25 protein-coding genes are annotated in these 24685 nt (G+C 62.8%); 13 read left to right on the top strand and 12 right to left on the bottom strand.

What is annotated here, in order from left to right:
* Positions 1 to 25: 25 nt before the first annotated feature.
* Positions 26 to 241, bottom strand: coding sequence for a DUF3820 family protein (locus QEN71_RS22640; protein WP_201660253.1), 216 nt, complete (start codon positions 239 to 241; stop codon positions 26 to 28).
* 218 nt (positions 242 to 459) lie between these two features.
* Between QEN71_RS22640 and QEN71_RS22635 the strand changes: the two genes are divergently transcribed.
* From QEN71_RS22635 to QEN71_RS22625, 3 genes are all read left to right on the top strand, one after another.
* Positions 460 to 1512: an NADP(H)-dependent aldo-keto reductase gene (locus tag QEN71_RS22635; protein ID WP_201660250.1), complete on the top strand. Its 1053-nt coding sequence runs from the start codon at positions 460 to 462 to the stop codon at positions 1510 to 1512.
* A 279-nt stretch (positions 1513 to 1791) separates the two neighbouring features.
* On the top strand, positions 1792 to 2850 hold the full coding sequence (locus tag QEN71_RS22630) for a permease (protein WP_201660247.1): 1059 nt from the start codon (positions 1792 to 1794) through the stop codon (positions 2848 to 2850).
* Positions 2851 to 3080: 230 nt separating this feature from the next.
* On the top strand, positions 3081 to 3503 hold the full coding sequence (locus QEN71_RS22625) for a hypothetical protein (RefSeq protein WP_201660245.1): 423 nt from the start codon (positions 3081 to 3083) through the stop codon (positions 3501 to 3503).
* Positions 3504 to 3568: 65 nt separating this feature from the next.
* Here the strand turns inward: QEN71_RS22625 and QEN71_RS22620 are convergent, their stop codons facing one another.
* On the bottom strand, positions 3569 to 4396 hold the full coding sequence (locus QEN71_RS22620) for an ABC transporter permease (RefSeq protein ID WP_290370821.1): 828 nt from the start codon (positions 4394 to 4396) through the stop codon (positions 3569 to 3571).
* A 22-nt stretch (positions 4397 to 4418) separates the two neighbouring features.
* The gene (nodI, locus tag QEN71_RS22615; RefSeq protein ID WP_201660242.1) at positions 4419 to 5333 is read right to left on the bottom strand and encodes a nodulation factor ABC transporter ATP-binding protein NodI; all 915 of its coding nucleotides are present in this window, start codon (positions 5331 to 5333) and stop codon (positions 4419 to 4421) included.
* Between the two features lie 263 nt (positions 5334 to 5596).
* Between nodI and QEN71_RS22610 the strand changes: the two genes are divergently transcribed.
* Positions 5597 to 6061 (top strand): universal stress protein, encoded by a 465-nt coding sequence (locus QEN71_RS22610; protein WP_028365167.1) that lies wholly within the window; start codon positions 5597 to 5599, stop codon positions 6059 to 6061.
* 30 nt (positions 6062 to 6091) lie between these two features.
* On the opposite strand, the gene QEN71_RS22605 is transcribed toward QEN71_RS22610, so the two are convergent.
* The 3 genes from QEN71_RS22605 to lexA all read right to left on the bottom strand — a co-directional run bounded on the left by QEN71_RS22605 (position 6092) and on the right by lexA (position 7891).
* Positions 6092 to 6754: a DUF2939 domain-containing protein gene (locus QEN71_RS22605; RefSeq protein ID WP_201660239.1), complete on the bottom strand. Its 663-nt coding sequence runs from the start codon at positions 6752 to 6754 to the stop codon at positions 6092 to 6094.
* A 114-nt stretch (positions 6755 to 6868) separates the two neighbouring features.
* On the bottom strand, positions 6869 to 7213 hold the full coding sequence (locus tag QEN71_RS22600) for a hypothetical protein (RefSeq protein ID WP_201660236.1): 345 nt from the start codon (positions 7211 to 7213) through the stop codon (positions 6869 to 6871).
* A 27-nt stretch (positions 7214 to 7240) separates the two neighbouring features.
* A complete protein-coding gene (gene lexA, locus QEN71_RS22595) occupies positions 7241 to 7891 on the bottom strand; it encodes a transcriptional repressor LexA (protein ID WP_201660233.1) in 651 nt (216 codons plus the stop codon).
* 365 nt (positions 7892 to 8256) lie between these two features.
* On the opposite strand from lexA, the gene QEN71_RS22590 reads away from it, so the two are divergent.
* From QEN71_RS22590 to QEN71_RS22555, 8 genes are all read left to right on the top strand, one after another.
* Positions 8257 to 9300 (top strand): sulfate ABC transporter substrate-binding protein, encoded by a 1044-nt coding sequence (locus tag QEN71_RS22590; RefSeq protein WP_201660230.1) that lies wholly within the window; start codon positions 8257 to 8259, stop codon positions 9298 to 9300.
* 119 nt (positions 9301 to 9419) lie between these two features.
* Positions 9420 to 10313, top strand: a complete 894-nt coding sequence (gene cysT / locus QEN71_RS22585; RefSeq protein ID WP_201660227.1) for a sulfate ABC transporter permease subunit CysT — start codon at positions 9420 to 9422, stop codon at positions 10311 to 10313.
* A complete protein-coding gene (gene cysW / locus QEN71_RS22580; RefSeq protein WP_201660225.1) occupies positions 10310 to 11278 on the top strand; it encodes a sulfate ABC transporter permease subunit CysW in 969 nt (322 codons plus the stop codon). The genes cysT and cysW overlap by 4 nt, the downstream gene beginning before the upstream one ends.
* A 15-nt stretch (positions 11279 to 11293) precedes the next feature.
* Positions 11294 to 12352 (top strand): sulfate/molybdate ABC transporter ATP-binding protein, encoded by a 1059-nt coding sequence (locus QEN71_RS22575; RefSeq protein ID WP_201660223.1) that lies wholly within the window; start codon positions 11294 to 11296, stop codon positions 12350 to 12352.
* A 55-nt stretch (positions 12353 to 12407) separates the two neighbouring features.
* Positions 12408 to 13334 carry a CysB family HTH-type transcriptional regulator gene (locus QEN71_RS22570; RefSeq protein WP_201660220.1) on the top strand — a complete coding sequence of 309 codons (927 nt, stop codon included), beginning with the start codon at positions 12408 to 12410 and terminating at the stop codon, positions 13332 to 13334.
* Between the two features lie 78 nt (positions 13335 to 13412).
* Positions 13413 to 14441: an asparaginase gene (locus tag QEN71_RS22565; protein WP_233472123.1), complete on the top strand. Its 1029-nt coding sequence runs from the start codon at positions 13413 to 13415 to the stop codon at positions 14439 to 14441.
* A 308-nt stretch (positions 14442 to 14749) separates the two neighbouring features.
* A complete protein-coding gene (locus QEN71_RS22560) occupies positions 14750 to 16012 on the top strand; it encodes a PQQ-dependent sugar dehydrogenase (RefSeq protein WP_201660215.1) in 1263 nt (420 codons plus the stop codon).
* A complete protein-coding gene (locus QEN71_RS22555) occupies positions 16009 to 16314 on the top strand; it encodes a c-type cytochrome (protein ID WP_201660212.1) in 306 nt (101 codons plus the stop codon). The genes QEN71_RS22560 and QEN71_RS22555 overlap by 4 nt, the downstream gene beginning before the upstream one ends.
* Before the next feature lie 571 nt (positions 16315 to 16885).
* On the opposite strand, the gene QEN71_RS22550 is transcribed toward QEN71_RS22555, so the two are convergent.
* The 4 genes from QEN71_RS22550 to gcl form a co-directional block, all read right to left on the bottom strand.
* Positions 16886 to 18025 (bottom strand): IS481 family transposase, encoded by a 1140-nt coding sequence (locus QEN71_RS22550; protein ID WP_290468220.1) that lies wholly within the window; start codon positions 18023 to 18025, stop codon positions 16886 to 16888.
* A 416-nt stretch (positions 18026 to 18441) separates the two neighbouring features.
* The gene (locus QEN71_RS22545; protein ID WP_201652055.1) at positions 18442 to 19350 is read right to left on the bottom strand and encodes a 2-hydroxy-3-oxopropionate reductase; all 909 of its coding nucleotides are present in this window, start codon (positions 19348 to 19350) and stop codon (positions 18442 to 18444) included.
* Between the two features lie 80 nt (positions 19351 to 19430).
* Positions 19431 to 20231: a hydroxypyruvate isomerase gene (gene hyi / locus QEN71_RS22540; RefSeq protein ID WP_201652057.1), complete on the bottom strand. Its 801-nt coding sequence runs from the start codon at positions 20229 to 20231 to the stop codon at positions 19431 to 19433.
* Between the two features lie 125 nt (positions 20232 to 20356).
* Entirely contained in the window at positions 20357 to 22132 is a 1776-nt protein-coding gene (gene gcl / locus QEN71_RS22535) for a glyoxylate carboligase (RefSeq protein ID WP_201652059.1), read from the bottom strand.
* 187 nt (positions 22133 to 22319) lie between these two features.
* On the opposite strand from gcl, the gene QEN71_RS22530 reads away from it, so the two are divergent.
* Positions 22320 to 23231: a LysR family transcriptional regulator gene (locus QEN71_RS22530; protein WP_201652061.1), complete on the top strand. Its 912-nt coding sequence runs from the start codon at positions 22320 to 22322 to the stop codon at positions 23229 to 23231.
* A 21-nt stretch (positions 23232 to 23252) separates the two neighbouring features.
* On the opposite strand, the gene QEN71_RS22525 is transcribed toward QEN71_RS22530, so the two are convergent.
* Both QEN71_RS22525 and QEN71_RS22520 read right to left on the bottom strand, forming a co-directional pair.
* A complete protein-coding gene (locus QEN71_RS22525; protein WP_233471948.1) occupies positions 23253 to 23576 on the bottom strand; it encodes a cupredoxin domain-containing protein in 324 nt (107 codons plus the stop codon).
* Positions 23577 to 23643: 67 nt separating this feature from the next.
* The gene (locus QEN71_RS22520) at positions 23644 to 24537 is read right to left on the bottom strand and encodes a metallophosphoesterase family protein (protein ID WP_201652065.1); all 894 of its coding nucleotides are present in this window, start codon (positions 24535 to 24537) and stop codon (positions 23644 to 23646) included.
* Positions 24538 to 24685 lie beyond the last annotated feature (148 nt).

Raw genomic sequence — 24685 nt, 5'->3', positions numbered from 1 at the left:
ATAAGCATCGAACGCCCACTTCCCATCACGAACGTTTGCGCAACGGCTCCAGCAATCCCTTCAGGCCGTTGTGATCGATCTCATGCATCAGCGCGAGCAGCCGCCCGATCTCACCCGGCGGAAATCCTTCGCGTGCAAACCAGTTCAGATAATGTCCCGGCAGATCGGCGATCACGCGCCCTTTGTACTTGCCGTACGGCATCGTACGTGTCACGAGCAATTCAAACTGTTCGACGTTCATCGTCAGGCACGATCCACAAATTCAAGGCAAATCAAACGAGTTGAAACATCAGCGGCAGCGCACCGCAACGCGGACGGAGAACGTTGTAAGCGCATCGAAACCGATGATGTGCGCTCGCGGCCAGACGACATTCTATCCACGCACGCGATCCGCGCGGACGTGTTAATTTCGCCGTTTACCGATGGATCAACCGTCAGCACACGAACAGGAAAGAATCGATGGAATACCGCAAGCTCGGCGATACGGACGTACAGGTCAGTCTGATCGGTCTCGGCACGATGACGTGGGGCGAGCAGAACACGGAGCGCGAGGCGCACGAGCAGATCGACTACGCGCTCGACCAGGGCATCACGCTGATCGATGCCGCCGAGATGTATCCGGTGCCGCCGCGCCCTGAAACGCAGGGCTCGACGGAGCGCTATATCGGCACGTGGCTTGCGCAGCATCGCTCGATGCGCGACAAGATCGTGCTCGCGACCAAGATCGCCGGCCCCGCGCGCCAGCCGCACAACCCGCGTCACATTCGCGGCGAGGGCAACCAGTTCGATCGCAAGAATCTTACCGAGGCGCTGAACGACAGCCTCAAGCGTCTGCAAACCGATTACGTCGATCTGTATCAACTGCACTGGCCCGATCGCAGCACGATGACGTTCGGCCGTTCCGCATATCCGTGGATCGACGATGCGTACACGGTGCCCATCGAAGAGACGCTCTCCGTGCTCGCAGAGTTCGTGAAGGAAGGGAAGGTGCGCCACATCGGCGTATCGAACGAAACGCCTTGGGGCGTTGCGCAGTTTCTGCGTGCGTCCGAGAAGCTCGGCTTGCCGCGCATCGTGTCGATCCAGAATCCGTACAGCCTGTTGAACCGCACGTTCGAAGCAGGGCTCTCCGAGTTCTCGCATCGCGAGCATGTCGGTCTGCTCGCGTATTCGCCGCTGGCGTTCGGCTGGCTGTCGGGCAAGTACGAAGGCGGCGCGCGTCCTGCGGGCGCGCGCATCACGCTGTTCGAACGCTTCCAGCGCTACAGCAAGCCGCAAGCCGTGCAGGCGACGACGCGCTACGTCGAACTCGCGAAGCGCCACGGTCTGTCGCCCGCGCAATTCGCGCTCGCGTTCGTCAACAGCCGGCCGTTCCTGACGAGCAATCTGATCGGCGCGACGTCGCTCGATCAACTGAAAGAGAATATCGCGAGCGCCGACGTGAAGCTGTCGCCGGAAGTGCTCGCCGAGATCGACGCGCTGCACGAACTGCAGCCGAATCCCGCGCCCTGAACGCGGAGTGTCGATCGACATGATCGACAGTCGCTCAGCGCGCCGCATCGTCGCGGCGCGCTGAAGCCACCGAATGCTTGCGCGCGAGGCGTGAGCAACCCACTGCGCCTGGCAACTCGCGTACGATAGCGCGCTCCCGACAGAACCGGGCCGGGGCGCTGCGTCGCCCTTACTTTTACGGTTTCGTGTCGATCCGTGTACAGTGCGCACTATTCGCGCACGTATGCTTTCGTGCGGCTGCCGCATCAACAATAGAATCCCCGAATTACACCCACGACGATGAACACCACGCGTCCCACTCCTTCGCCCGCCGCTTCGACCTGGCCGATTTTCGTGCTGCTCGCCATCGTCGGACTTTTCTACGTCAAATGGTTTCCGTATTACAACCGCGCGTTCACGGCCGCGTCGACGCATTCGATCGGCGCGTCGATCCTGATGGGCACGGCGGCGAGCCCGCCCACGCCGTCGTGGAACGCGGCGCTCAGCTACGCGCTGGCCTACGGCAAGGCGATCTGGCAGGCGATGGTACTCGGGCTGCTGCTCGGCTCGGCCGTGCAGGCGCTGCTGCCCGCGCATTGGGTCGCGCGTCTGCTCGGCAAGACGGGCTTCGGCAGCGTCGCGGCGGGCGGTTTGCTCGCGCTGCCGGGCATGATGTGCACCTGCTGCGCGGCGCCCGTCGTCGCCGGCTTGCGTGAGCGGCAGGCTTCGCCGGGCGGCGCGATCGCGTTCTGGCTCGGCAATTCGGTGCTCAATCCGGCGACGCTCGTGTTCATGGGCTTCGTGCTCGGCTGGCAGTGGGCCGGTCTGCGGCTCGTGCTCGGCGTCGCGATGGTGTTCGGCCTCGGCTACCTGGTGAACCGGCTCGTGACGCCCACGGAAGCGCAAACAGCCGATGCGCGTCTCGTCGAACTTGTCGGCGATCAACGCGCGGGGAATCCTTTCGCGCGCTGGCTGTCGATCTTCGTACGGATGGCCGTGCGCCTCGTGCCGGAATACATCGTGCTGATCCTCTTGCTCGGCGCGGCGCGCGCCTGGCTGTTTCCGCATGTCGGCCCGGAGATCGGCAACGATATCGTGTGGATCGTCGCGCTGGCTGTCGCCGGGATGCTGTTCGTGATCCCGACGGCGGGCGAGGTGCCCATCATTCAGGCGATGCTGTCGCTCGGCATGGGCGTCGGTCCCGCAGGCGCGCTGCTGATGACGCTGCCGCCTATCAGCGTGCCTTCGCTGGCGATGCTCGCGCGTTCGTTCCGTCCGCGCGTGCTGACCATCGTGGCTGTTGCCGTGGTCGGATTCGGCGTGCTGGCCGGGCTGCTCGCCATCGCGCTCGGATTCTGAGTAGCGTTTGAGTAAGCGTCCGTCATAAAACGCGGCGCCGCGATTCCGATTCTCGTCCTACACTGGGGAGGCAAGCGGATGATTGCGCGCCTCGCCGGGTGGACAAGGCCGGCGCCTGTTGCACCGCAAGGCGCGGGCGGCGCGAGACGAGTGCTACGATAACGCCCCGCACGAGGCATTCAGCTGCACAAACGGCGCTCAGGCGCCAACCCGTTAAATCAGGACATCGCATGGCCCAACAAAAGACCAATCCGAAACTCGAGCAGGCGCTGACGCGTGGGGATCTCGCCATTCGCCAGGCCAACTCGGCACGCGCGACGGCCGTGCTGCGCGCATTGGGCAAGATGATCGTCGATGCATCGCAGACGATCGGCGTCGAGGCGCACACGTCGATCCCCGACGGCGACCGTATTTACGATCCCGTCGAAGGCTTGTGGCCGCAGGCGCTCTTGATTTCGCTCGACGGTCCCGTCGAGGAAGCCGACCCGGAAGAACTGCGCACGGTCCGCCTGCGCTCCGACGATCCGGGCACGATGTTCCGCGTGGAGTGGCATCGCGCGGACGGCAAGATCGGGCGCCAGGAAGGCGGCCCGTTCGCGACGGTCGAGTTCATTTCGGACGTCGACGTGCCCTGGTCCGACGACGAAGAGTGATCTGATCCAATCCGCCTGAGGGCGTCGCCGCGCATCAAAGCATCACTGATCGCGCCGCGGCGCCCTTAGCGCATCATGCGCCGGCGAAACAGCACCGCCGACACGCAGAACGGCACCACCACATACGCAACCAGCACGCCGACATGCAGCGCGGCATCGTCGATCGGGCGGTCGAGCATCGCGGGCCGGATCAGGTCCACCGCATGCGCGAGCGGCAGCAGCTGCGCGGCCACCTGCGCGGCGGGCGGCAATTGCGACAGCGGAAAGAACACGCCGGAGAGCAGCAGCATCGGCGTGAGCACCAGCGTCTGGTAGAACATGAAGAAATCGTACGATGGGGCGAGCGCCGTCACGATCATCGCCGTGCTCGCAAACGCGAGTCCCGCCAGCACGATCACGGGCAGCGCGATCAGCATCGACGGAAAGCTCGCATAGCCGAGCGCGCCCGCCACCAGCATGATCGCGACGCCCGACAGCACGGCCTTGCTGCCCGCCCACACGACTTCGCCGAGCACGATGTCGCCGAGCGTCAGCGGCGTATGCATGATCGCCTCCCACGTGCGCTGAACGTGCATCCGCGAGAAGCCGGAATACATCGATTCGAAGCTCGCCGACATCATCACGCTCGACGCCACCGTCCCCGCCGCGAGAAACGAGATGTACGACACGCCGTCGACATGCCCGACCATCAGCCCCAGCCCGAAGCCCAGCCCGAACAGATAGATCATCGGATCGGCGAGATTGCCGAACATCGACGCGAGCGCGAGCTTGCGCCACACCAGATAGTTACGCCGCCAGACGGCCATCCAGTTGACGGCGTTCGCGGGCAGCGCGGCGAAGCGTTCGCGCATCGACGCGGGGTGCTCGGGGGAATCGTAGGTGCGTGCGTCCATTTGGCGTGTTTGTGCGTTTGGGTCAGTCCTGCATCTCGCGGCCCGTGAGCCGCAGAAAAACGTCTTCGAGATTCGCCGGCCGATGCAGATAACGCAGCCCCGTTCGCTGCTTGAGCAGCGCATGAACGGGTTGCGGATCGTCGACATAACAGAAGAGCGTCTCGCCGCTGATCTCGGTGCGCACGGAGAGCGGCGCCAGTTCGTCGCGCAGCGTGACCGGGTCCGGGCCGTACACCTCGATCACGTTGCAGCCAATTTCTGAAGCGATCAGTTCATTCGGCGCGCCTTCCGCGATCTTGCGTCCTTCTTCGATCACGCACAGCCGGTGGCACAGACGCTCCGCTTCCTCCATGAAGTGCGTGGTCAGCAGAATCGTCTTGCCGCGCGCGAGCAGCGAACGCAGCCGTTCCCAGATCAGATGACGCGCCTGCGGATCGAGTCCCGTGGTCGGTTCGTCCATGATCAGCACGTCGGGGTCGTTGATAAGCGCGCGCGCCAGCGTCAGACGCCGCTTCATGCCGCCCGACAGTTCACCGACGCGCGCATCGGCCTTGCTTTCGAGCCGCGCGAATTCGAGCAACGTCGGCACCATCGCGCGACACTGCGCGGCCGAGAGTCCGAAGTAGCGGCCGAACACGAGCAGGTTTTCTCGAACGGTGAAGTCGGGATCGAGATTGTCGAACTGCGGCACCACACCGACGCGCGCCCGAGCGAAACGCGAGCGGCCCGGAATCGGTTCGCCGCACAGACGGATGCGGCCCGCATCGGGCGCGGCGATGCCGAGGAGCATGCGCAGCGTGGTCGTCTTGCCCGCGCCGTTCGGACCGAGCAGTCCAAAGCATTCGCCGGCGCGCACATGAAACGACAGGCCATCGACGACAATCTTCTCGCCGTAACGCTTTTCGACCTGATGGAATTCGATTGCAGCTTCGGACATACGAGACGAAGGCTCCCTGAATGTGTGCGCGTCCATGTGATGCATGTAGCAATCCATGCGGCGGCTGCCTATTTTAGGGCATCGGGTCCATCTCGTTTGGCGCCTGAATGCGCATTCGTGGCGGATCGCGTGCACGATCTTGCAGCGCGTCATGCCTGACTGCGCGGTCTGTCGCACTTAGCGTTTTCCATCCCTTGCATGTGGAATTGCGGCGCACCATGATGCAAGTGAGACCGCGATGGTCGCGGGGAGGGGGAAGCGAAATGGCCAGCTACAACAAGATTCTGCTGTGCTACGACGGCTCACGCGAAGGCCGCAAGGCACTGCGCGTCGGCGCGAATCTGGCAATGGACCTGGGTGCGGAAACGCATTTGCTGTCGGTGGTCGACATGCGATCGAGCATTGCGCAAAGCGCGGGCCTGTTGACGGACGTGGCGTGCGGCAGCTTCGAGAAGACCGCACGCGAGATTCTGCAGGAAGGTGTCGACTGGCTCACCGAGCGCGGCGTCAAGGCGACGGGACACTTTGCGTTTGGTCATCCGATCGACGAGATCGCGTCATTGGCCAGCGAACTGCATGTCGATCTCGTCGTCGTCGGGCATCGATGCCGCACCGGGTTGTCGCGCTGGTGGATGGGCGCGGGCAACACACCACTGCTCGACCGCGTGTCGTGCAGCATTCTGGTCGCCTGTTCGTCGGCGGCTGAAGAGGAGCAGGCGGCCGCCTGAAACGGCCGCCTTGATACGTTGATGCGTGCGTCAGCCGTTCAGATCGACGGCTGACAGTTTCCACGTAAACAGATTCTGGCGACGGAAGATCGCCGAATAGCGCGTGTCGCCGACACCGTGCTGATAGCTCACGACGAACTCGTTGATGCCGCGGTAGCCTGCCGTCGTTTGCGGCGGCTGCGGCGGCGTTTTGCCATTGCTGCCATTGCCGTTCGCTGCGCCTGATCCGGGCGCAGGCGTTGGCGATGGATTCTCAGCGGGCTTGCCCGTCGAGTTATCGGTCTGTGCAGCGGGCGGCGGAGGCGGGCGCTCGCCGGGTTCGCCGCGCGGCGGCATGCCATTAAGCAACGCAGCGACGCCGTCAGGCGTTGCATACGCATCGACGAGCGGTCCAATCAACGCCACTCCGATCATCGCGCCGATCGCGGCAAGCGGATTGCCGTTGTGCTGGACATCGAGACGGCGTGTGAGCAGCCCCGTGACCTGCAGCTTGAGACTGTCGCGCAACGCCGGATAGTCGACGTACTCGTTGACCGTCTCGACGTCGCGCGAGTCGGCGGCGCGTTTGAGCCGGTCGAGCGCGATATACGGCGACGCATACGCATAACCCAGCGCGGCGATGACGACGATCGCAATCAACGCGATCAGAAGCGGCCGGGCAACCCCGCCTTTCATGCGAACCAGACCTGCCATTGTGCGGGACACTCCGTTTTCAGTTTCGATCTGATGTGGACCCGATCGGCGTTGAAACGATCCCGCGAAGATTGCAAGCAAGCGTTACGCGGCAACGATGAAACCGATGGCCGCTTACGCTGCCTGCTTGGCCAGCTGATCGCCTTGCTCTGCGATCGCGCGATCGATCATGTTGCACACGGCGTCGACGGTGCCGACCATGATGAGTCGCGACGGGCCGTGATAGACACGCACGGGTGCGCGGCGCGCAGGTTCTGCGTTGAGCGCCGAGTTCAGCGACACGCGTGCGAACGCCGGCTGCGCGGACGGCAGCGGTTGCGCTTCGTCATCGAACAGCGATGCCGTGCGATCAGCGACGTTCGACGCAAGCGCCGTCAGCGAACCGCAGGGAACGAGATTGCGCAGATGGCGCAGACGACCGAACTGGCGAAAAGGCAGCAAGCGGGCAAAGCGTTCCATGAGTCTCTCCAGACAGTGTTCAGCTAATTAGAATTCCGACGGCCGGATCAGCCCGACCGCGATGCCTTCCAGCGCGAATTCCGCGCTGCCGGCCTGAACAAAAATATTTTCGTAATCGGGGTTCTCGGCGATCAGCTCGATGCCGTTCGGCCGGCGCTTCAGGCGCTTCACGGTCACGTCGTCACCCAGACGCGCAACGATGATCTGGCCGTCTTTCGCTTCGCTCTTTTTCTGCACGGCGAGCAGGTCGCCGTCGAAGATGCCCGCGTCGCGCATCGACAGGCCGCGGACCTTCAGCAGGTAGTCGGGCTTGCTCGAGAAGAGCGACGGGTCGCACGTATAGGTCTGCGAGATGTGTTCTTGCGCAAGGATCGGACTACCCGCGGCCACGCGGCCCACGAGCGGCAGCGACAGCTGCATGATGCTGGCGTGCGGCAGCGTGAACTGGTGCGGCAGGTCGTCCTGATTCGTGATCAGCCGGATGCCGCGCGAAGCGCCCGCCGCCAGTTCGATCACGCCTTTACGCGCCAACGCCCGCAGATGTTCTTCCGCCGAGTTCGCCGAGCTGAAACCGAGCTCGGCCGCGATCTCGGCGCGCGTGGGCGGGAAGCCCGAGCGCTCGATGGCGCGGCGGATCAGATCGAAAACCTGCTGCTGACGTGCGGTGAGTTTGGTCATTGGCGCCACTGTATGGATAGACAGGTGACTGTATTTTTATACAGTATTCGGCGCATTTCAAGCTTTACTTTAAGTTCATCGCTGCGGGTGTCGCGTGAGCGTCGAAAGCGGGCGCTGCAACGGCTTCCGGGATGCTTCGGCGGACGCCAGGCGTTCCTTTACCACTATTGCGTATTAAAAAATGAAGAAACATTATTTTTAATGATGTAAGCCGTTGGATAGACTGGCCTCCACTGATGCAACAACAACGCACACGCCGCGCAAGAGCCGCTTCCCGCAAGCGAAACGGCGAATCGCGGCAGTCAGCGGAAACAGGCAGAAACGGGCAGAAGCCGGAAGTCAATCCAACAAGACGGAGAAGGTCGATGGGTATTCGGAATACGGGGTTTGCAGGAGCAGGGAAGGCGAAGCGGTTGATCGCGGCGCTCGCGCTGGGCGCGGCGTCGGCGTTCGGGATGGTCGTGCAGGCGCACGCCGATACGACGCTGCTGAACGTGTCCTACGATCCGACCCGCGAGCTGTATCAGGACGTCAATCAGGCGTTCGGCAAGGAATGGAAGGCGAAGACGGGCGAATCGGTCACGTTCAAGCAGTCGCACGGCGGCTCGGGCGCACAGGCGCGATCCGTGCTCGACGGCCTGCAGGCCGACGTCGTGACGCTTGCGCTCGCTTATGACATCGACGCGCTCTCGAACAAGGGGCTCATCGACAAGAACTGGCAGAAGCGTCTGCCCGACAACGCGTCGCCGTACACGTCGACGATCGTGTTCCTCGTGCGCAAGGGCAACCCGAAGCACATCAAGGATTGGGACGATCTCGTGAAGCCGGGCGTGTCGATCGTGACGCCGAACCCGAAGACGTCGGGCGGCGCGCGTTGGAACTACCTTGCGGCGTGGGCGTACGCGGCGCATCTGCCGGGCGGCAACGACCAGAAGGCGAAGGAATTCGTCTCGAAGCTGTACAAGAATGCGGGCGTGCTCGACTCCGGCGCGCGCGGCGCGACGACGAGCTTCGTGCAGCGCGGCATCGGCGACGTGCTGATCGCGTGGGAAAACGAAGCGTTCCTGTCGATCAAGGAATTCGGCACGGACAAGTTCGAGGTCGTCGTGCCGTCGGCGAGCATTCTGGCCGAGCCGCCCGTCGCGGTGGTGGACAAGGTGGTCGACAAGCACGGCACGCGCAAGCTCGCCGAGGCGTATCTGAACTTCCTCTATAGCGAAGAGGGGCAGGAGATCGCGGCGAAGAACTTCTACCGTCCGCGTTCGAACAAGGTGCCCGCCGACCTGACGTCGAAGTTTCCGAAGCTGAAGCTGTACACGGTCGACGATTCGTTCGGCGGCTGGACGAATGCGCAGAAGACGCACTTTGCCGATGGCGGCGTGTTCGATTCGATTTACCAGCCGCAGTGAAGCAACGCGGCAGTGAAGTTTGAGCAAGGCGCGCCCTCGGGCGCGCTTTCGGCAATGTGCGTTCAGCCGAACGCGGCAGCACGCGCAATGCAACGCATTAACCTGAAAGAGCCTTTCGCATGACGACGTTGACCTTTCGCAAGCCAAGCGCGATACCCGGCTTCGGCCTGACGCTAGGCATTACGGTGGCGTATCTGAGCCTCGTGGTGCTGATTCCGCTCGCGGCCACTTTCCTCAAAACGGCGACGCTCGACTGGAGCCAGTTCGTCCGCGCCGTCAGTTCGCCGCGCGTGCTGGCGTCGTACCGGCTGACGTTCTTCTCGGCGCTCGGCGGCGCGTTGATCAACGCGCTGTTCGGCTTTCTGGTCGCGTGGGTGCTGGTGCGCTACCGGTTCCCGTTCAAGCGGATCGTCGATGCCGTCGTCGATCTGCCGTTCGCGCTGCCCACTTCAGTGGCGGGCATTTCGCTCGCGGCGATCTATTCGGGCAACGGCTGGATCGGCCAGTTTCTCGAACCGCTCGGCATCAAGATCGCGTTCACGCCTGTCGGTGTGCTGGTCGCGCTGACCTTCATCGGCTTGCCGTTCGTCGTGCGGACAGTGCAGCCCGTGCTCGAAGAGTTCGAGCGCGAGCAGGAAGAAGCGGCCGCGTGCCTCGGCGCGTCGCGCTGGCTGACGTTCCGGCGCGTCGTGCTGCCCGCCGTGTTTCCGGCGCTGCTGACGGGTTTCGCGCTCGCGTTCGCGCGCGCGTTGGGCGAATACGGCTCCGTGATTTTCATCGCGGGCAACGTGCCGATGAAGTCCGAGATCACGTCGCTGCTGATCATTACGAAGCTCGAACAGTACGACTACGCGGGCGCAACGGCGCTGGCCGTCGTGATGCTGGTCGTGTCGTTCCTGATGCTGCTGCTGATCAACACGCTGCAGTGGTATCTGCAACGGCGCACGAGCCGCGGACGCACCGCGCCGACCGTCGCGCCTTCAACGACCGTTGTTGCAGGAGGTGCGCAATGAGCCAGGATTCCGCCGTGCTGTCGAGCGCTACGCCGAACAACGCGAATGCCGCGCGCCGTCCCGATCCCGTGACCGAGCCGCGCGTCGTGCGCTGGATCCTCACGACGATCGCGCTGCTGTTTCTCGCGCTGTTTCTGGTGCTGCCGCTCGTCGCCGTGTTCTATCAGGCGCTGAGCAAAGGCATTGCGTTTTACTTCGAATCGCTTGCCGATCCCGATGCCGTGTCCGCGATCAAGCTGACGCTGCTGACGGCCGCGATTGCCGTGCCGCTCAATCTCGTGTTCGGGCTCGCGGCGTCGTGGTGTATCGCGAAGTTCGAGTTTCGCGGCAAGGCGCTGCTGACGACGCTGATCGACTTGCCGTTCTCGGTGTCGCCAGTGATTTCCGGTTTGATCTACGTGCTGATGTTCGGCGCGCAAGGCTGGTTCGGTCCGTGGCTTGCCGATCACAACGTGCAGATCATCTTCGCGGTGCCGGGCATCGTGCTCGCGACGATCTTCGTCACGTTCCCGTTCGTCGCGCGCGAACTGATTCCGCTGATGCAGGCGCAAGGCAACGACGAAGAAGAAGCGGCGCACGTGCTCGGCGCGTCGGGCTGGCAGATTTTCAGGCGCGTCACGCTGCCGAACGTCAAGTGGGGTCTGCTGTATGGCGTGATTCTCTGCAATGCGCGCGCGATGGGCGAGTTCGGCGCGGTGTCGGTGGTGTCGGGCCACATTCGCGGCCAGACGGACACGATGCCGCTGCACGTCGAGATTCTCTACAACGAATATAACTTTTCGGCGGCGTTCGCCGTGGCGTCGGTGCTCGCGTTGCTCGCGCTCGTCACGCTCGGTTTGAAGCTGCTCGCCGAACGCCACATGTCGGCGGAAGCGGCGAGTGCGCGCGATGTGCCTGCGCATGCCGGTCCCGCCAGCACGCCGTCCGTCGCGGCAGCGGCAAAAACGGTTCAATCGGTTCAGTAAGGAGAGTTGTCAAAGATGGGTATCACCGTACGCAATCTGCAAAAACGCTTTGGCGATTTCACCGCGCTCGACAACGTCTCGCTCGATTTTCCGCCGGGCGAACTGGTCGCGCTGCTTGGACCGTCCGGTTGTGGCAAGACCACGCTGCTGCGAGTGATCGCGGGCCTCGAATATGCCGATGCGGGCCAGGTCGTGCTGCAAGGCCAGGACGTCGCGGAAGTCGGCGCACGCGAGCGCAATGTCGGCTTCGTGTTCCAGCATTACGCGCTGTTCCGTCACATGACGGTGTTCGAGAACGTCGCGTTCGGTCTGCGCGTGAAGCCGCGCAAGGAACGTCCGTCGGAAGCCGTGATCCGCGAGAAAGTGCATGAACTGCTGAAGCTCGTGCAACTCGACTGGCTCGCGCAGCGCTATCCGTCGGAACTGTCGGGCGGCCAGCGCCAACGTATCGCATTGGCGCGCGCGCTCGCCGTCGAACCGAAGGTGCTGCTGCTCGACGAGCCGTTCGGCGCACTCGATGCCAAAGTGCGCAAGGAACTGCGCAGCTGGTTGCGTCGCCTGCACGACGATCTGCATATCTCGACGATCTTCGTGACGCACGACCAGGAAGAAGCGCTAGAAGTCGCGGACCGCATCGTCGTGCTGAATCACGGACACGTCGAGCAGGTGGGTAGTCCGCAGGACGTGTACGACCATCCGCAGACCTCGTTCGTCTACGAGTTTCTCGGCGCGGCGAATCGTCTGCACGGCAGCGTCGACGGCAAGGGTTTCGTCGTCGATGGCGCTGCGCAGCCGATCACGATCGAAGCGAATTTTCAGGGCCCGGCATTCGCGTATGTGCGTCCGCACGATCTCGTGCTGTATCCGCAAGCGTCGGGGCATCGTGACGGCATCGTTGTCGGCGTGCTACGCGTGGTACCGCTCGGTGGCTCGGTGCGTGTCGAACTCGAAGGGCGCGAAGGGCATGTGCTCGAAGCGGAACTGGATCGCGAAGCATGGCGCGAGTTGCAGCTGAACGTCGGCGACGGCGTGACGGCCGTGCCGCGTGCATTGCGTGTATTCCCCGCGCATTGAACCCATCGCACGTAATCAAAAACAACTTCACTCTGGCCGAACCGGAGACATCGATATGAATTTTCAGCAGTTGCGCTTCGTGCGCGAAGCAGTGCGGCAGAACATGAACCTGACGGAAGTGGCGAACGTGCTGTACACGTCGCAGTCGGGTGTGTCGAAGCAGATCAAGGATCTCGAAGACGAACTCGGCGTCGATATTTTCATTCGACGCGGCAAGCGTCTGACGGGTCTCACGGAGCCCGGCAAGGCCGTGCATCAGCTGATCGAGCGGATGTTGCTTGACGCGGAGAATCTGCGCCGCGTCGCGCGTCAGTATGCGGATCAGGACAACGGCCACCTCGTCGTCGCGACGACGCACACGCAGGCGCGTTATGCGCTGCCGAAGGTCGTGCGCCAGTTCACCGAGGTGTATCCGAAGGTGCATCTCGCGCTGCGTCAGGGCAATCCGCAGCAGATCGCGCAGATGATCATCAACGGCGAAGCGGATATCGGCATTTCGACGGAAGCGCTCGACCGTTATCCCGACATCGTCACGTTCCCGTGCTATTCGTGGCATCACGTCGTGGTCGTGCCGAAGGGGCATCCGCTCGTGGGCCGAGAGAACCTGTCGCTCGAAGAGATCGCCGAATATCCGATCGTCACGTACGACCAGGACTTCACGGGCCGCTCGCATATCGACCAGGCTTTTGCGAAAGCGGGCGCGCTTCCCGACGTCGTGCTGACGGCGATCGATGCCGACGTGATCAAGACGTATGTCGAACTCGGCATGGGCATCGGCATCGTCGCGGCAATGGCGTTCGATCCGAAGCGCGACACGGAACTCGTCGCACTCGATACGCAGCATCTGTTCGAAGCGAGCACGACGCGCGTCGGTTTGCGCAAGGGCGCGTTCCTGCGTGCGTATGCGTATCGGCTGATCGAAATGTTCGCGCCGCAATTGCATGAAGCGGATATCGCGAGCCAGTTGCGCGAAGCGGCTTGAGTGAATTGATGTAACGCGGGCCGCAGGCTCGCGTTTTCATCGATGGCGGCGTTGCGTGCATCGCTTACAATCGCCGCAATGAATACTTCCACTTCTATCTCATCGCGCGTGCTGCCGCGCATTGCCGTGCTCGCGACGGGCGGCACGATCGCGGGCGCGGCGCCCGACGCGACCAATACATCGGGTTATCAGGCGGGCGTCGTCGGCGTCGGGCAATTGCTGGCCGCCGTGCCGTCGCTGGCATCGGTGGCGAACGTGCAGGCCGAACAGGTCGCGAGCGTCGACAGCAAGGACATGGCGCTTGCGTTGTGGATCACGCTCGCGCAACGCGTCAACACGCTGCTCGCTTCCGATGAAATCGACGGCGTCGTCATCACGCATGGCACCGATACGCTCGAAGAAACCGCGTATCTGCTGCATCTGACCGTCAAGAGCGACAAGCCCGTGGTGCTGACGGCGGCGATGCGGCCTTCATCGGCACTTTCCGCCGATGGTCCTCTGAATCTGCTCAACGCCGTGACCGTCGCGGGCAACGCGCAAGCCAAAGGGCAGGGCGTGCTGGTCGCGTTCAACAACCGCATTCACAGCGCACGCGATGTCGTGAAGACGAGCACGTATGCCGTCGATGCGTTTCATTCGCCCGAAATCGGCGCACTCGGCTGGGTGCAGGATGGACGCGTCGAGTTTCAACGCAGCGTCGTGCGGCCGCATACGCGCGCGACGCCGTTTGCGATCGAGTCCGTGGCGTCGGCGTGGCCTGTCGTTGAAATCGTCGCGAGTTATGCGGGCGTGTCGCGTGTTGCCGTCGATGCGTTGGTCGCCGCAGGCGTGAAGGGCATCGTTGTCGCCGGGACGGGCAACGGTTCGATCCACGCGACCGTGCAAGCGGCGCTTGCGGACGCAGCAGCGAACGGCGTGGCGATCGTGCGTTCGTCGCGAGTCGGCTCGGGCCATGTGATGCGCAATGGCGCAGCCTCCGACGATACGCTCGGCTTCGTCTCGGCGGGCGCGCTCAATCCGTACAAGGCGCGCGTGCTGCTGATGCTCGCACTGGCTGCGGGTCACACGACGCCGGTTGCATTGCAACAAGCCTTCGATACCTACTGATCGATTGATTTCCGGCGAACGCTCCCGCCGGATACGTCGCGTTTCCCTTCCTCTATCCGGATGCCTGCATTGCCGATCGCGCGATGCAGGCATTCGTCCTTTCGTTTGACCGAACATCGTCTATAACACTCATTAGCCAGACGATTCGAAATCACGTTCTCCCACGAGTCAGGCAAGCTTTCAGATAGCATCGCATGCGCTGTCCGTTGTCTTTGCAACGGCTCGCCGCACGATCGCCGCATCGCCACGTTCATGTCTTTCCCGTTTTGCAGGTCCCCGAACCGCATCAGAATGACAGGAGACATCCGATGAACGCATCGCTGAAGATCTTGCCGCTCGCCGTCAGCGCGGCGCTCGCTGTTTTTCCCGCAGCGCATGCCGCGCAGGACAACGTGCAGACGCTGTCGAACTTCAAGACGACGGGCAACACCAAGCCCGCGGAAACGGTGCCGCAGACGGGCTCGCGCGCGGATGCGCTGCGCGAGAACCTGAAGGCGATCAAGCTGCCGCCCGGCTTCAAGATCGAGTTGTATGCCATCGTGCCCGAGGCGCGCGCGATGGCGATCGAGCCATCGACGGGCGTGGTGTTTGTCGGCTCGCGCAAGGATCGCGTGTGGCAGGTAACCGACCGAACCAAACGGCGCGTCGCCGACGACGTCGTGCAGTTCGCGAGTTCCGTCACGTTCAAGGTGCCCAATGCCGTGTGCTTCTCGCCGGACGGCGTGCTATACACCGTCGAGCAGAATCGCGTGCTCGCGTTTCCCGCCGCGCAGTTCTTCGGCGAGGGCGGGCCGGATGTGGCGGCCGCTGTCGTGGTGCCGCAAGGCAAGCTGATTCCGACGCAGTTCGAGAGCTTCAATCATGGCGCGCGTTATTGCCGCGTCGGACCCGACAAGAAGCTGTATATCGCGCTGGGTCAGCCATGGAACGTACCGCCCAAGGACAAGCTCGCCGAACTCGACAGGAACGGTCTTGCGGGCATTATCCGCATGGATCAGAACGGCAAGAATCGCGAGGTGTTTGCGCATGGCGTGCGCAATTCGGTGGGCCTCGATTTCAATCCGAAGGACAAGACGTTGTGGTTCACCGATAACCAGGTCGACGGCATGGGCGACGACATTCCGCCTGGCGAACTGAATCATGCGACGAAGGCGGGCGCGAACTACGGCTTTCCGTGGTACGGCGGCGGCAAGGTGCGCACGGAGGAGTACAAGAACGACACGCCGCCGGCGGGTGTCGTGTTCCCTGTTGTCGAATATGCGGCGCACGCTGCGGATCTCGGCATGTCGTTCTATACCGGGAAGATGTTCCCTGACAAGTACCACGGCGGCATCTTCGATGCGGAGCACGGTTCGTGGAATCGCACGAAGCCGATCGGTGCGCGGATCATGTTCACGGCTGTCAAGGATGACGGCAGTGTCGGCGAGACGGAGGTGTTTGCGGAAGGGTGGCTCACGCCGAATGGGGAGTACATGGGGCGGCCGGTCGATGTCCAGCAGTTGCAGGATGGGTCGTTGCTCGTGTCTGACGACTATGCTGGGGCTATTTATCGGATTTCTTACGCGAAATGAAGCTTTTTATTTTTGCTCTTTCTGTTCTGGCTTTTGGGTTTGTGTGTTCCGCATCCGCTGCGGATATCGCGAAGGGGCGCGCGAAAGCCATTCAGTGCCAGGCATGTCACGGGATGGATGGCATCGCCAAGATTCCCGAGGCGCCTAATCTCGCCGGGCAGAATGAGGATTATCTCGTCAAGGCGTTGAAGGACTTTAAGTCCGGGGCTCGGCAGAATGACATGATGAGCGTCGTTGCCAAGCCTTTGTCCGACGATGATATTGCTAATTTCGCGGCTTTTTATCATAGCCTTGGGCGGTGAGTTTTTTTTGTCTGCGACGCTAGTCGCTGTTCTGGTTTTTGCGTTTTGCTGCGCTGGCATCCGCGGTTTCGTATCGGTACTTCATGCGTTGCCCCTGTGCGGGGCGGCACCTACTTTTCTTTGCAGCGGCAAAGAAAAGTAGGCAAAAGAAAGCCGCTTTTGAACCTCCGGTGCCTGCCAGGATAATGCTACGGCACACGGTCTCTGAGCTGTCGCGCAGCGACGCAAACACTCCGTAGAAAGCCCGCAGTCAGGCACGCGCGGCGCGAAAGATGACATCCACCTGGGGCACGTTCGGTCGGCTTGTTTTGTGTGTTTGCCGTCGGAGTGATTGCGGTGATATGTGTTCCGGATTGTGTGTGGAGTTTTCGCGCCGTGCGCGGTTGACTGCGGGCTTTCTGCGGAGTGTTGGCGTCGCTGCGCGACAGCTCAACTGCGGCATGCTGAAGCGCTATCCGGGCAGGCACCGGAGGTACAAAAGCGGCTTTCTTTTGCCTACTTTTCTTTGCCGCTGTGTACAGACTGGAGACATGGTTGACACCTGTACGGGGACATCGTTGACACCTGATGGTCAGGGTTTGGGAGCCTTCAGGTCAAGTTTTGCGACCCGCTGATGGGCAAACCATATCTCGATCACCCCGTCTTCCTTCTCGCTCATGCGGGCTGCTACCTGCAGCCCCTTGAGCGCGATCGATAGCTTGAGTTTCTCGCCGCGCAGGCGCACCTCGCCGCTGGCATTGACCCGCAACACTTCATCGCCGCAGCCGTATTCGGGCTCGGGCAGCCGCCCGGGCATCGCGCGCAGGCTGCACGCGTAGCGCGTGATGGGCGTGGCCATCCCCAGTGCCTCGTGCGGACGTTCGACGTTGTACACGTGCCGCCAGCGATCCAGTGCCTGCTGCATGTGCGCATGCGTGCTGAAGGTCTGCCGGTCCAGCACTTCGGCCTTCAGCGTGCGGTGAAACCGTTCGTCCTTGCCATTGGTCTGCGGGTGATACGGCCGGCTGTAGCTCACCTCGATGCCCAGCCGGATCAGCCAGACCGCGAGTTCGGTGAGCTGCCCCGGCGCGCCGGGCGAGCCCCACGGCGCCCCATTGTCGGTGTTGATGCGCGCGGGCAGCCCGTAGCAGCGGAACGCGCGCTCAAGCTCGGCCTGCACGACCTGTGTGGTCGTACGCGAGCAGGCGCTCAGCACGAGGTTGTAGCGCGAGTGATCGTCGATGACCGTCAGCGGCATGCAGCGCCCATCCTTCAGCGTCTGGACGTCGCCCTTGAAGTCCATCTGCCACAGCAGGTTCGGATGCGCGTGCTCGAAGCGCTGCCAGTGCTGGCGCTGCTGCGACGCCTGTTCATCGATGAGCCCGTGGCGCCGCAGGATTTCGGTGATCGTGGCGGGCGCGGGCACCTCTGTCTCACCCAGATCCCTCAGGCGCCGTTCGATCTTGCGTCCGCCCCAGCCATGTTCGCGACGCAGTTCCAGCACCCGCGCTTCGATGTGTTCAGGTGAGCGCAGGGGGCTGTGGTGCGGGCGTCGGGAGCGGTCGGCCAGCCCGCCGGGGCCTTCGGCCTTGTGACGGTCCAGCCACTTGTAGCCGGTCTGGCGGCTGATCCGGTAGCGCCGGCATAGCTCGCTGAATGACAGGGCCTGTGTGGCGGCCAGGCTGACGAATTCTTCGCGGAGATTCATGGTGTTTTTTGCTTCCCAGGGCATGGTTGAATCCGGGCGTTTGATTACCCGAAAGTGTCAACCATGTCCCTGTACACCTGTCAGCTATGTCTCCAGTCTGTACACCGCTGCAAAGAAAAGTAGGTGCCGCCCCGCACAGGGGCAACGCATGAAGTACAGATACGAATTCGCGGATGCCAGCGCAGCAAAAAGCAAAAACCCGAACAGCGACTAGCGTCGCAGACACAAAAAAACCCAGAATGGCGACTAGCGTCGCAGACAAAAAACAAACCCAAACCACAGCAGGACACCCGACGCTACCGTCTGACCGACCAAGGCTTCCCCGGCATCGTCGGGTGCCGCTGCGGACCCCACTTGTCGCTCTCAGCCCAGAGCGACATGATTTGCCCGATCCGATGCGTGCCGCGCGCCGGACCAGGCGCCCCACCTTCGCTGCGTGATTACGCAGCTTTCTGATCTGCCGTCGGCGCCTGCGCGACTTCGAAATTCGCCATGATTTCCAGCGCACGCACCATCGCCGAGTGATCCCAGGCCTTGCCGCCGTTCGCAGCACACACGCTAAAGAGCTGCTGCGCGCTAGCCGTATGCGGCAACGCAATGCCCAGCTTGCGCGCGCCGTCGAGCGCGAGGTTCAGGTCCTTCTGGTGCAACTCGATCCGGAAGCCCGGATTGAACGTGCGCTTCGTCATGCGCTCGCCGTGCACTTCGAGAATCCGCGACGACGCGAAGCCGCCCATCAGTGCTTTGCGCACGCGCTCCGGATCGGCGCCCGAACGTGCCGCGAACAGCAGCGCTTCGGCGACGGCTTCGATGTTCAGCGCGACGATGATCTGGTTCGCGACCTTGCACGTCTGACCCGCACCGTTGTCGCCGATCAGCGAGATGTTCTTGCCCATCAGATCGAACAGCGGCTTCGCGAGATCGAACGACTTCTGCGGGCCACCGACCATGATCGTCAGCGTCGCGTCGCGTGCGCCGATTTCGCCGCCGGAAACGGGCGCGTCGAGATAGTCGCAGCCGAGTTCGTTGATCTTCTTCGCGAACGCCTGCGTGTCGAGCGGCGAGATCGAGCTCATGTCGATCACGAGCTTGCCCTTCGTCAGACCCTTCGCGACGCCGTCATCGGCGAACAGCACGTTCGACACATCAGGCGTGTCGGGAACCATGATCACGACGATGTCGGCCGTCTGCGCAACAGCCGTCGAATCGGCGACGACGGTCGTCGTCTTGGCGAGATCTTCCGGCACCGGGTACGCGCCATTGACGAACAGCGTGTGTCCGCCCTTGATGAGGTTGCGCGCCATGTGCGCGCCCATGATGCCGAGGCCGATGAAACCGATCTTTGCCATTGAGTAAGTCTCCAGATAATGAGGTTCGAAAATGTGCTCGTTTGAAGCGTGGCGCTCAGGCCGCGGTTCAAGCCGCGAAATCAGGCCGACGCATGCGCGCGCTTCACGCCCGCGACGCTCTCCAGCCAGCCGAGACCTTCCGCGGTCGTCGTGCGCGGCTTGTACTCGCAGCCGACGTAGCCCTGATAGCCGAGCGAATCGAGCAGTTCGAACAGGAACCGATAGTTGATTTCGCCCGTGCCCGGTTCGTTGCGGCCCGGGTTGTCGGCGAGCTGGATGTGAGCGATCTGCGCGAAATTCTTCTTGATCGTCGCGGCGAGTTCGCCTTCCATCCGTTGCATGTGATAGATGTCGTATTGCAGGAACAGATTGTCGGAACCGACGGCCTGAATCACGTCGAGTCCTTCCGACGAGCGGTTCAGCGCGAAGCCCGGAATGTCGTACGAGTTGCACGGCTCGACGAGCAGACGGATGCCTTCTTTTTTCAACGCACCAGCGGCGAAGCGCAGGTTATCGACGATCGTCGCGCGCGCCTTGTCGGCATCGACGTTCTTCGGAATGCCGACGAGGCAGTTCAGTTGCGGCACCTTCAGCGCCTTCGCATATTCGATCGCGCGGCCGACGCCTTCCTGGAACTCGCTCACGCGATCCGGCAGCGACGCGATACCGCGTTCGCCTGCTTCCCAGTTGCCCGCGGGCAGGTTGTGCAGCACGAGCTTCAGCTTGTTCTGCTCGAGACGCTCCGACAATTCGCTGATCTGATACGGGTAGGGGAACAGAAATTCGACGGCATCGAAGCCCGCGTCGGCGGCCGCGGCGAAGCGGTCGAGGAACGGGACTTCGTTGAACAGCATCGTGAGATTCGCGGCAAATTTCGGCATGTTGCTTTTCTCTCTGGTCGGTCAAATTGAACGGCGTGAACTGCGTGAAGCAGGTGACAGGATGGACGCGCTTCGTGTGAAGCGCATCCATCCGGGTGATGCGGATACGACGGATATTGCGTGGATCAGTCGAGCAGCGTGACGGCGCTCGGCGCATCAGCGCGCGTGACGGCGAGCTCTTCGAACTCGTTGATCGCGTCGATTTCGGCGCCCATCGAGATGTTCGTCACACGCTCGAGGATCACTTCGACGACCACGGGCACGTTGAACTCGGAGAGCATCGACTGCGCCTTCTTCAGTGCAGGCTCGATCTCTTCCGGCTTGAACACGCGGATCGCCTTGCAGCCGAGGCCTTCAGCAACGGCCACGTGATCGACGCCATAGCCATCGACTTCCGGCGCGTTGATGTTGTCGAACGCGAGCTGCACGCAGAAGTCCATGTCGAACGCGCGCTGCGCCTGGCGGATCAGGCCCAGATACGAGTTGTTCACGACGACATGCACGTACGGCAGCTTGAACTGCGCGCCCACGGCCAGTTCTTCGATCATGAACTGGAAGTCGTAGTCGCCCGACAGCGCGACGATGGGGCGCTGCGGATCGGCAGCACGCACACCCAGCGCAGCCGGAATCGTCCAGCCGAGCGGGCCTGCCTGGCCGCAGTTGATCCAGTTGCGCGCCTTGAACACGTGCAGGAACTGCGCGGCGGCGATCTGCGACAGACCGATCGTGCTCACGTAGCACGTATCGCGGCCGAACACCTTGTTCATCTCTTCATACACGCGCTGCGGCTTGATCGGCACGTTTTCGAAGTGCGTCTTGCGCTGCAGCGTGCGCTTGCGTGCCTGGCATTCCTCGACCCACGCGCCGCGGTCCTTCAGCTTGCCGGCTGCCTTCCATTCCTTCGCGACTTCGATGAACAGTTCGAGCGCCGCCTTCGCATCGGAGACGATGCCGAGATCCGGACCGAACACGCGGCCGATCTGCGTCGGTTCGATATCGACGTGCACGAACTTGCGGCCCTTCGTGTACACCTCGACGCTGCCCGTATGACGGTTCGCCCAGCGGTTGCCGATGCCGAGCACGAAGTCGGAGGCGAGCATCGTCGCGTTGCCGTAGCGGTGCGACGTCTGCAGGCCGACCATGCCTGCCATCAGCGGGTGATCGTCGGGAATCGCGCCCCACGACATCAGCGTCGGGATCACGGGTACGCCCATCGTTTCGGCGAACTGCACGAGCAGGTCTTCAGCCGCAGCGTTGAGCACGCCGCCGCCGGACACGATCAGCGGCTTGGCCGAATCGTTGAGCATGGTGAGCGCGGCTTCGATCTGCTTGCGCGTCGCCTTCGGCTTGTAGACGGGCAGCGGTTCGTACGTGTCGATGTCGAACTCGATTTCGGCGAGCTGCACGTCGATGGGCAGGTCGACCAGCACGGGACCCGGACGGCCCGAACGCATCAGATGGAACGCCTGCTGGAACACGCGCGGCACGAGGGCCGGCTCGCGCACCGTGACGGCCCACTTCGTGACGGGCTTGGCGATCGATTCGATATCGACGGCCTGGAAGTCTTCCTTATACAGACGAGCGCGCGGCGCCTGGCCCGTGATCGCGAGGATAGGGATCGAGTCGGCGGAAGCGGAGTAGAGGCCCGTGATCATGTCGGTGCCTGCGGGGCCCGACGTGCCGATACACACGCCGATATTGCCCGGCTGTGCACGCGTATAGCCTTCGGCCATATGCGATGCGCCTTCGACGTGGCGCGCGAGCACGTGGCTGATGTTGCCTGCCTTGCGCATGGCCGAGTAGAACGGATTGATGGCGGCGCCCGGAACGCCGAAAGCCGTGTCGATGCCTTCTTTTTCGAGCACGAGCACCGCTGCGTCGACGGCTCTCATCTTGGCCATGAATGTCTCCTGGAAGTCTGTAAAGCGGATTGGTGTTGGACAGACTTTAAGACTGCATCTAAGGTTTGATAAGATCATCCACGGTCGCTTATTCCAAAACAAAAAGTATGGAATGCAGGAGGCGCACGGTGAGGCGCCCGCGGCGGCGCGCGGCCGCGAGAGGCTCTCAGAAGCCGAGGAGACAAGGATGGACCGCTTCAAACAGATCGAAACCTTCGTGCGCGTCGCCGATGCGGGCAGTCTCGCGGCGGCGGCGCTGGAAGAGGGCGTGTCGCCCGTGATTCTCGGTCGACGGATCGACGCGCTCGAAAAGCGGCTCGGCGTCAAGCTGATGTACCGTTCGACGCGGCGTCTCGTGGTCAGCGAAGAAGGCGCGGCGTTTCTCGAGCGCTGCCGCGGGCTGCTCAGCGAATGGGATCAGGCGGAAAACGAGCTGATGGCGGGACGGCGCTCGGTGAACGGGCATCTGATCGTGTCGGCGCCCGCCGCGTTCGGGCGCAAGCACGTCGCACCGCTCGCGCCGGAATTCCTGAAAGACAAGCCGGAACTGCAGGTGTCGTTCAATCTGACCGATCGTGTGGTCGATCTGGTGCGCGAAGGTTACGACCTGTCGATCCGCATCGGCGGCGCGGTGGATCCGAATTTCGTTGCGGTGAAGCTCGCGACCAACCGGCGTGTCGTGTGCGGCACGCCCGAATACTTCCGCAAGCACGGCAAGCCGAAGGCGCTCGAAGATCTGCCGAATCACAACTGTTTCGCGTTCAACCTGCAAGGCGGGCAGAACCGCGGCTGGTATTTCCGGCGCAACGGCAAGCTGACGACGGTGCGCGTGAGCGGCACGCTCGATTGCAACGACGGCGAACTGCTGCACCGCTGGGTGTCGGAAGGGCTCGGGCTCGGCTGGCGCTCGACGTGGGAAATCGATCAGCAGCTTGCGCGCGGCGAACTCGAAACCGTTCTCGACGAATACGCGCTGCCCGATTACGACATCCTCGCCGTTTATCCGCAGCAGCGCTATGTGCCCGCGAAAGTGCGCTATTTCATCGATTATCTGAAAGAGGTGTATGCGCGGAAGGATTACTGGATCAACGCATCCTGAGCCTCCTGCAGCTTCATGAAACTACCCGACGACGATCGTCCCGCTCATCGTCTCGTGCCCCGATCCGCAGAAAATGTCGCACAGAAAATCGACCGTGCCCGCCGGGCCCGCCTGCGCAGGCACGCGCACCACGGCCCCAGGCGGCACGTCGGCGCGCACGTTGTACTGCGGAATCGCGAAGCCCATGATCGTGTCCAGCGCCGTGAGTTCGAACACGACCTTCTCGTTCGGCGCGAGCTTGATCTGATTGGGCGTGAACACGAACCTGCGCGCCTGCACCTTGATCACGCGCGGTTCGGCGGCGCGTGCGTCGAAGCCGCCCGCCACCGTCAGAACCGCGCCCATCGCAGCGAGTGTCAGAAGGCGTCGTCGTTTGGTATCGATCGACATGGTTTGCATTGTGGTCTCCCCGTTATGACGTCTTGATCGGCATTTCATTGAGCGCTAGCGCACCCGACGGTCGCGCCACTTCCACCTGCCGCCATCCGAGCCCGCGATACGGCGCCGACGCATCCCACGGCACGGGCAGTTTCTTGTCCTGTGACATCGCGGCTGGCAGCGGGAACATCAGCGAGCGCGCGGCGTGGTGCGCGATGTTGCCCGTCACCATGTGATGCTCCTGATGGATATGCCCGTAAAACACGGTCACGTTCTTGCGCCGGCTCAGCACGTCGATGACCTGCGCGCCGTCGCGCGTCGCCCAGTCCCACTGCGGCGCGAGATCGAAGAGCGGCCGGTGCGTGAACACGACGATGCGCGCGTCCTGCGGCTGCCTGTCGATATCGGCGGCAAGCCACGCGATCTGCTCCGCGCCGACGCGGCCCGCCGGGTCCGACACGTTGTCGAGCGTGATGAAGTGCACGCCCTTGTGGTCGAACGTGTAGTGCGTCTGGCCGAAGTGCTCCTTGTACGCGGCGCCCGCGTCGAGGCTTGCGTCGTGCTCGCCGGGCATCAGATACAGCGGCTTCACCTTCAGTTGCGCGACGATCTGCTGGAACTGGCGCATGCGTTCGTGGCGCACGGCGGTATCGTCGGTCGTGTGCGTGAGGTCGCCCGTGAAAATCACGAAATCGGGCGGCGACGGTAACGCGTTCACCGCGGCGATCGCCTTCGGCAGCGTGCCTTTCGAATCAGGATTGACGCCGGGGCCTTCGAAACCCCAATGCGAATCGGACAGCTGGACGAAGTAGAAATCTTCGTCGCGAGCGTAGGAGAAGCCGGGCAACGCCGACGCGAACGCTGCGCCGCCGACTGCGGCAAGGCGCAGGAAATCGCGCCGCTTGAGACATTTAAGAGAGTTCTGCATGGTGGTCCTCGCGAGTTGATGACTCGTCTGCGGTACCGCCCGACTGCGCTTCCTATTCCCAGATTTATTTTTTGCAGGATGCGCGAAACCCGGGAATAAACTGGATCGAAGATAGGTTTTGCAGCCGTGAAGTCTGGGCAAGCCTGGA

Source organism: Paraburkholderia sabiae (assembly GCF_030412785.1).
Lineage (GTDB): Bacteria > Pseudomonadota > Gammaproteobacteria > Burkholderiales > Burkholderiaceae > Paraburkholderia > Paraburkholderia sabiae.
The sequence above is the reverse complement of the archived record's forward strand: the minus strand, read 5'-3'. Positions and strand labels throughout refer to the sequence as shown.

Excerpts from the sequence above, each read along its gene's own strand:
- hyi (WP_201652057.1), bottom strand. The coding sequence starts at position 20,231 with ATGCCGAAATTTGCCGCGAATCTCACGATGCTGTTCAACGAAGTCCCG.
- QEN71_RS22560 (WP_201660215.1), top strand. The coding sequence starts at position 14,750 with ATGAACGCATCGCTGAAGATCTTGCCGCTCGCCGTCAGCGCGGCGCTC.
- QEN71_RS22555 (WP_201660212.1), top strand. The coding sequence starts at position 16,009 with ATGAAGCTTTTTATTTTTGCTCTTTCTGTTCTGGCTTTTGGGTTTGTG.
- QEN71_RS22600 (WP_201660236.1), bottom strand. The coding sequence starts at position 7,213 with ATGGAACGCTTTGCCCGCTTGCTGCCTTTTCGCCAGTTCGGTCGTCTG.
- QEN71_RS22575 (WP_201660223.1), top strand. The coding sequence starts at position 11,294 with ATGGGTATCACCGTACGCAATCTGCAAAAACGCTTTGGCGATTTCACC.
- QEN71_RS22520 (WP_201652065.1), bottom strand. The coding sequence starts at position 24,537 with ATGCAGAACTCTCTTAAATGTCTCAAGCGGCGCGATTTCCTGCGCCTT.
- QEN71_RS22610 (WP_028365167.1), top strand. The coding sequence starts at position 5,597 with ATGGCCAGCTACAACAAGATTCTGCTGTGCTACGACGGCTCACGCGAA.
- QEN71_RS22640 (WP_201660253.1), bottom strand. The coding sequence starts at position 241 with ATGAACGTCGAACAGTTTGAATTGCTCGTGACACGTACGATGCCGTAC.
- QEN71_RS22545 (WP_201652055.1), bottom strand. The coding sequence starts at position 19,350 with ATGGCAAAGATCGGTTTCATCGGCCTCGGCATCATGGGCGCGCACATG.
- QEN71_RS22605 (WP_201660239.1), bottom strand. The coding sequence starts at position 6,754 with ATGGCAGGTCTGGTTCGCATGAAAGGCGGGGTTGCCCGGCCGCTTCTG.
- QEN71_RS22625 (WP_201660245.1), top strand. The coding sequence starts at position 3,081 with ATGGCCCAACAAAAGACCAATCCGAAACTCGAGCAGGCGCTGACGCGT.
- QEN71_RS22590 (WP_201660230.1), top strand. The coding sequence starts at position 8,257 with ATGGGTATTCGGAATACGGGGTTTGCAGGAGCAGGGAAGGCGAAGCGG.
- nodI (WP_201660242.1), bottom strand. The coding sequence starts at position 5,333 with ATGTCCGAAGCTGCAATCGAATTCCATCAGGTCGAAAAGCGTTACGGC.
- cysW (WP_201660225.1), top strand. The coding sequence starts at position 10,310 with ATGAGCCAGGATTCCGCCGTGCTGTCGAGCGCTACGCCGAACAACGCG.
- lexA (WP_201660233.1), bottom strand. The coding sequence starts at position 7,891 with ATGACCAAACTCACCGCACGTCAGCAGCAGGTTTTCGATCTGATCCGC.
- QEN71_RS22530 (WP_201652061.1), top strand. The coding sequence starts at position 22,320 with ATGGACCGCTTCAAACAGATCGAAACCTTCGTGCGCGTCGCCGATGCG.
- QEN71_RS22565 (WP_233472123.1), top strand. The coding sequence starts at position 13,413 with ATGAATACTTCCACTTCTATCTCATCGCGCGTGCTGCCGCGCATTGCC.
- QEN71_RS22630 (WP_201660247.1), top strand. The coding sequence starts at position 1,792 with ATGAACACCACGCGTCCCACTCCTTCGCCCGCCGCTTCGACCTGGCCG.
- QEN71_RS22570 (WP_201660220.1), top strand. The coding sequence starts at position 12,408 with ATGAATTTTCAGCAGTTGCGCTTCGTGCGCGAAGCAGTGCGGCAGAAC.
- cysT (WP_201660227.1), top strand. The coding sequence starts at position 9,420 with ATGACGACGTTGACCTTTCGCAAGCCAAGCGCGATACCCGGCTTCGGC.
- gcl (WP_201652059.1), bottom strand. The coding sequence starts at position 22,132 with ATGGCCAAGATGAGAGCCGTCGACGCAGCGGTGCTCGTGCTCGAAAAA.
- QEN71_RS22635 (WP_201660250.1), top strand. The coding sequence starts at position 460 with ATGGAATACCGCAAGCTCGGCGATACGGACGTACAGGTCAGTCTGATC.
- QEN71_RS22620 (WP_290370821.1), bottom strand. The coding sequence starts at position 4,396 with ATGGACGCACGCACCTACGATTCCCCCGAGCACCCCGCGTCGATGCGC.
- QEN71_RS22525 (WP_233471948.1), bottom strand. The coding sequence starts at position 23,576 with ATGGGCGCGGTTCTGACGGTGGCGGGCGGCTTCGACGCACGCGCCGCC.
- QEN71_RS22550 (WP_290468220.1), bottom strand. The coding sequence starts at position 18,025 with ATGCCCTGGGAAGCAAAAAACACCATGAATCTCCGCGAAGAATTCGTC.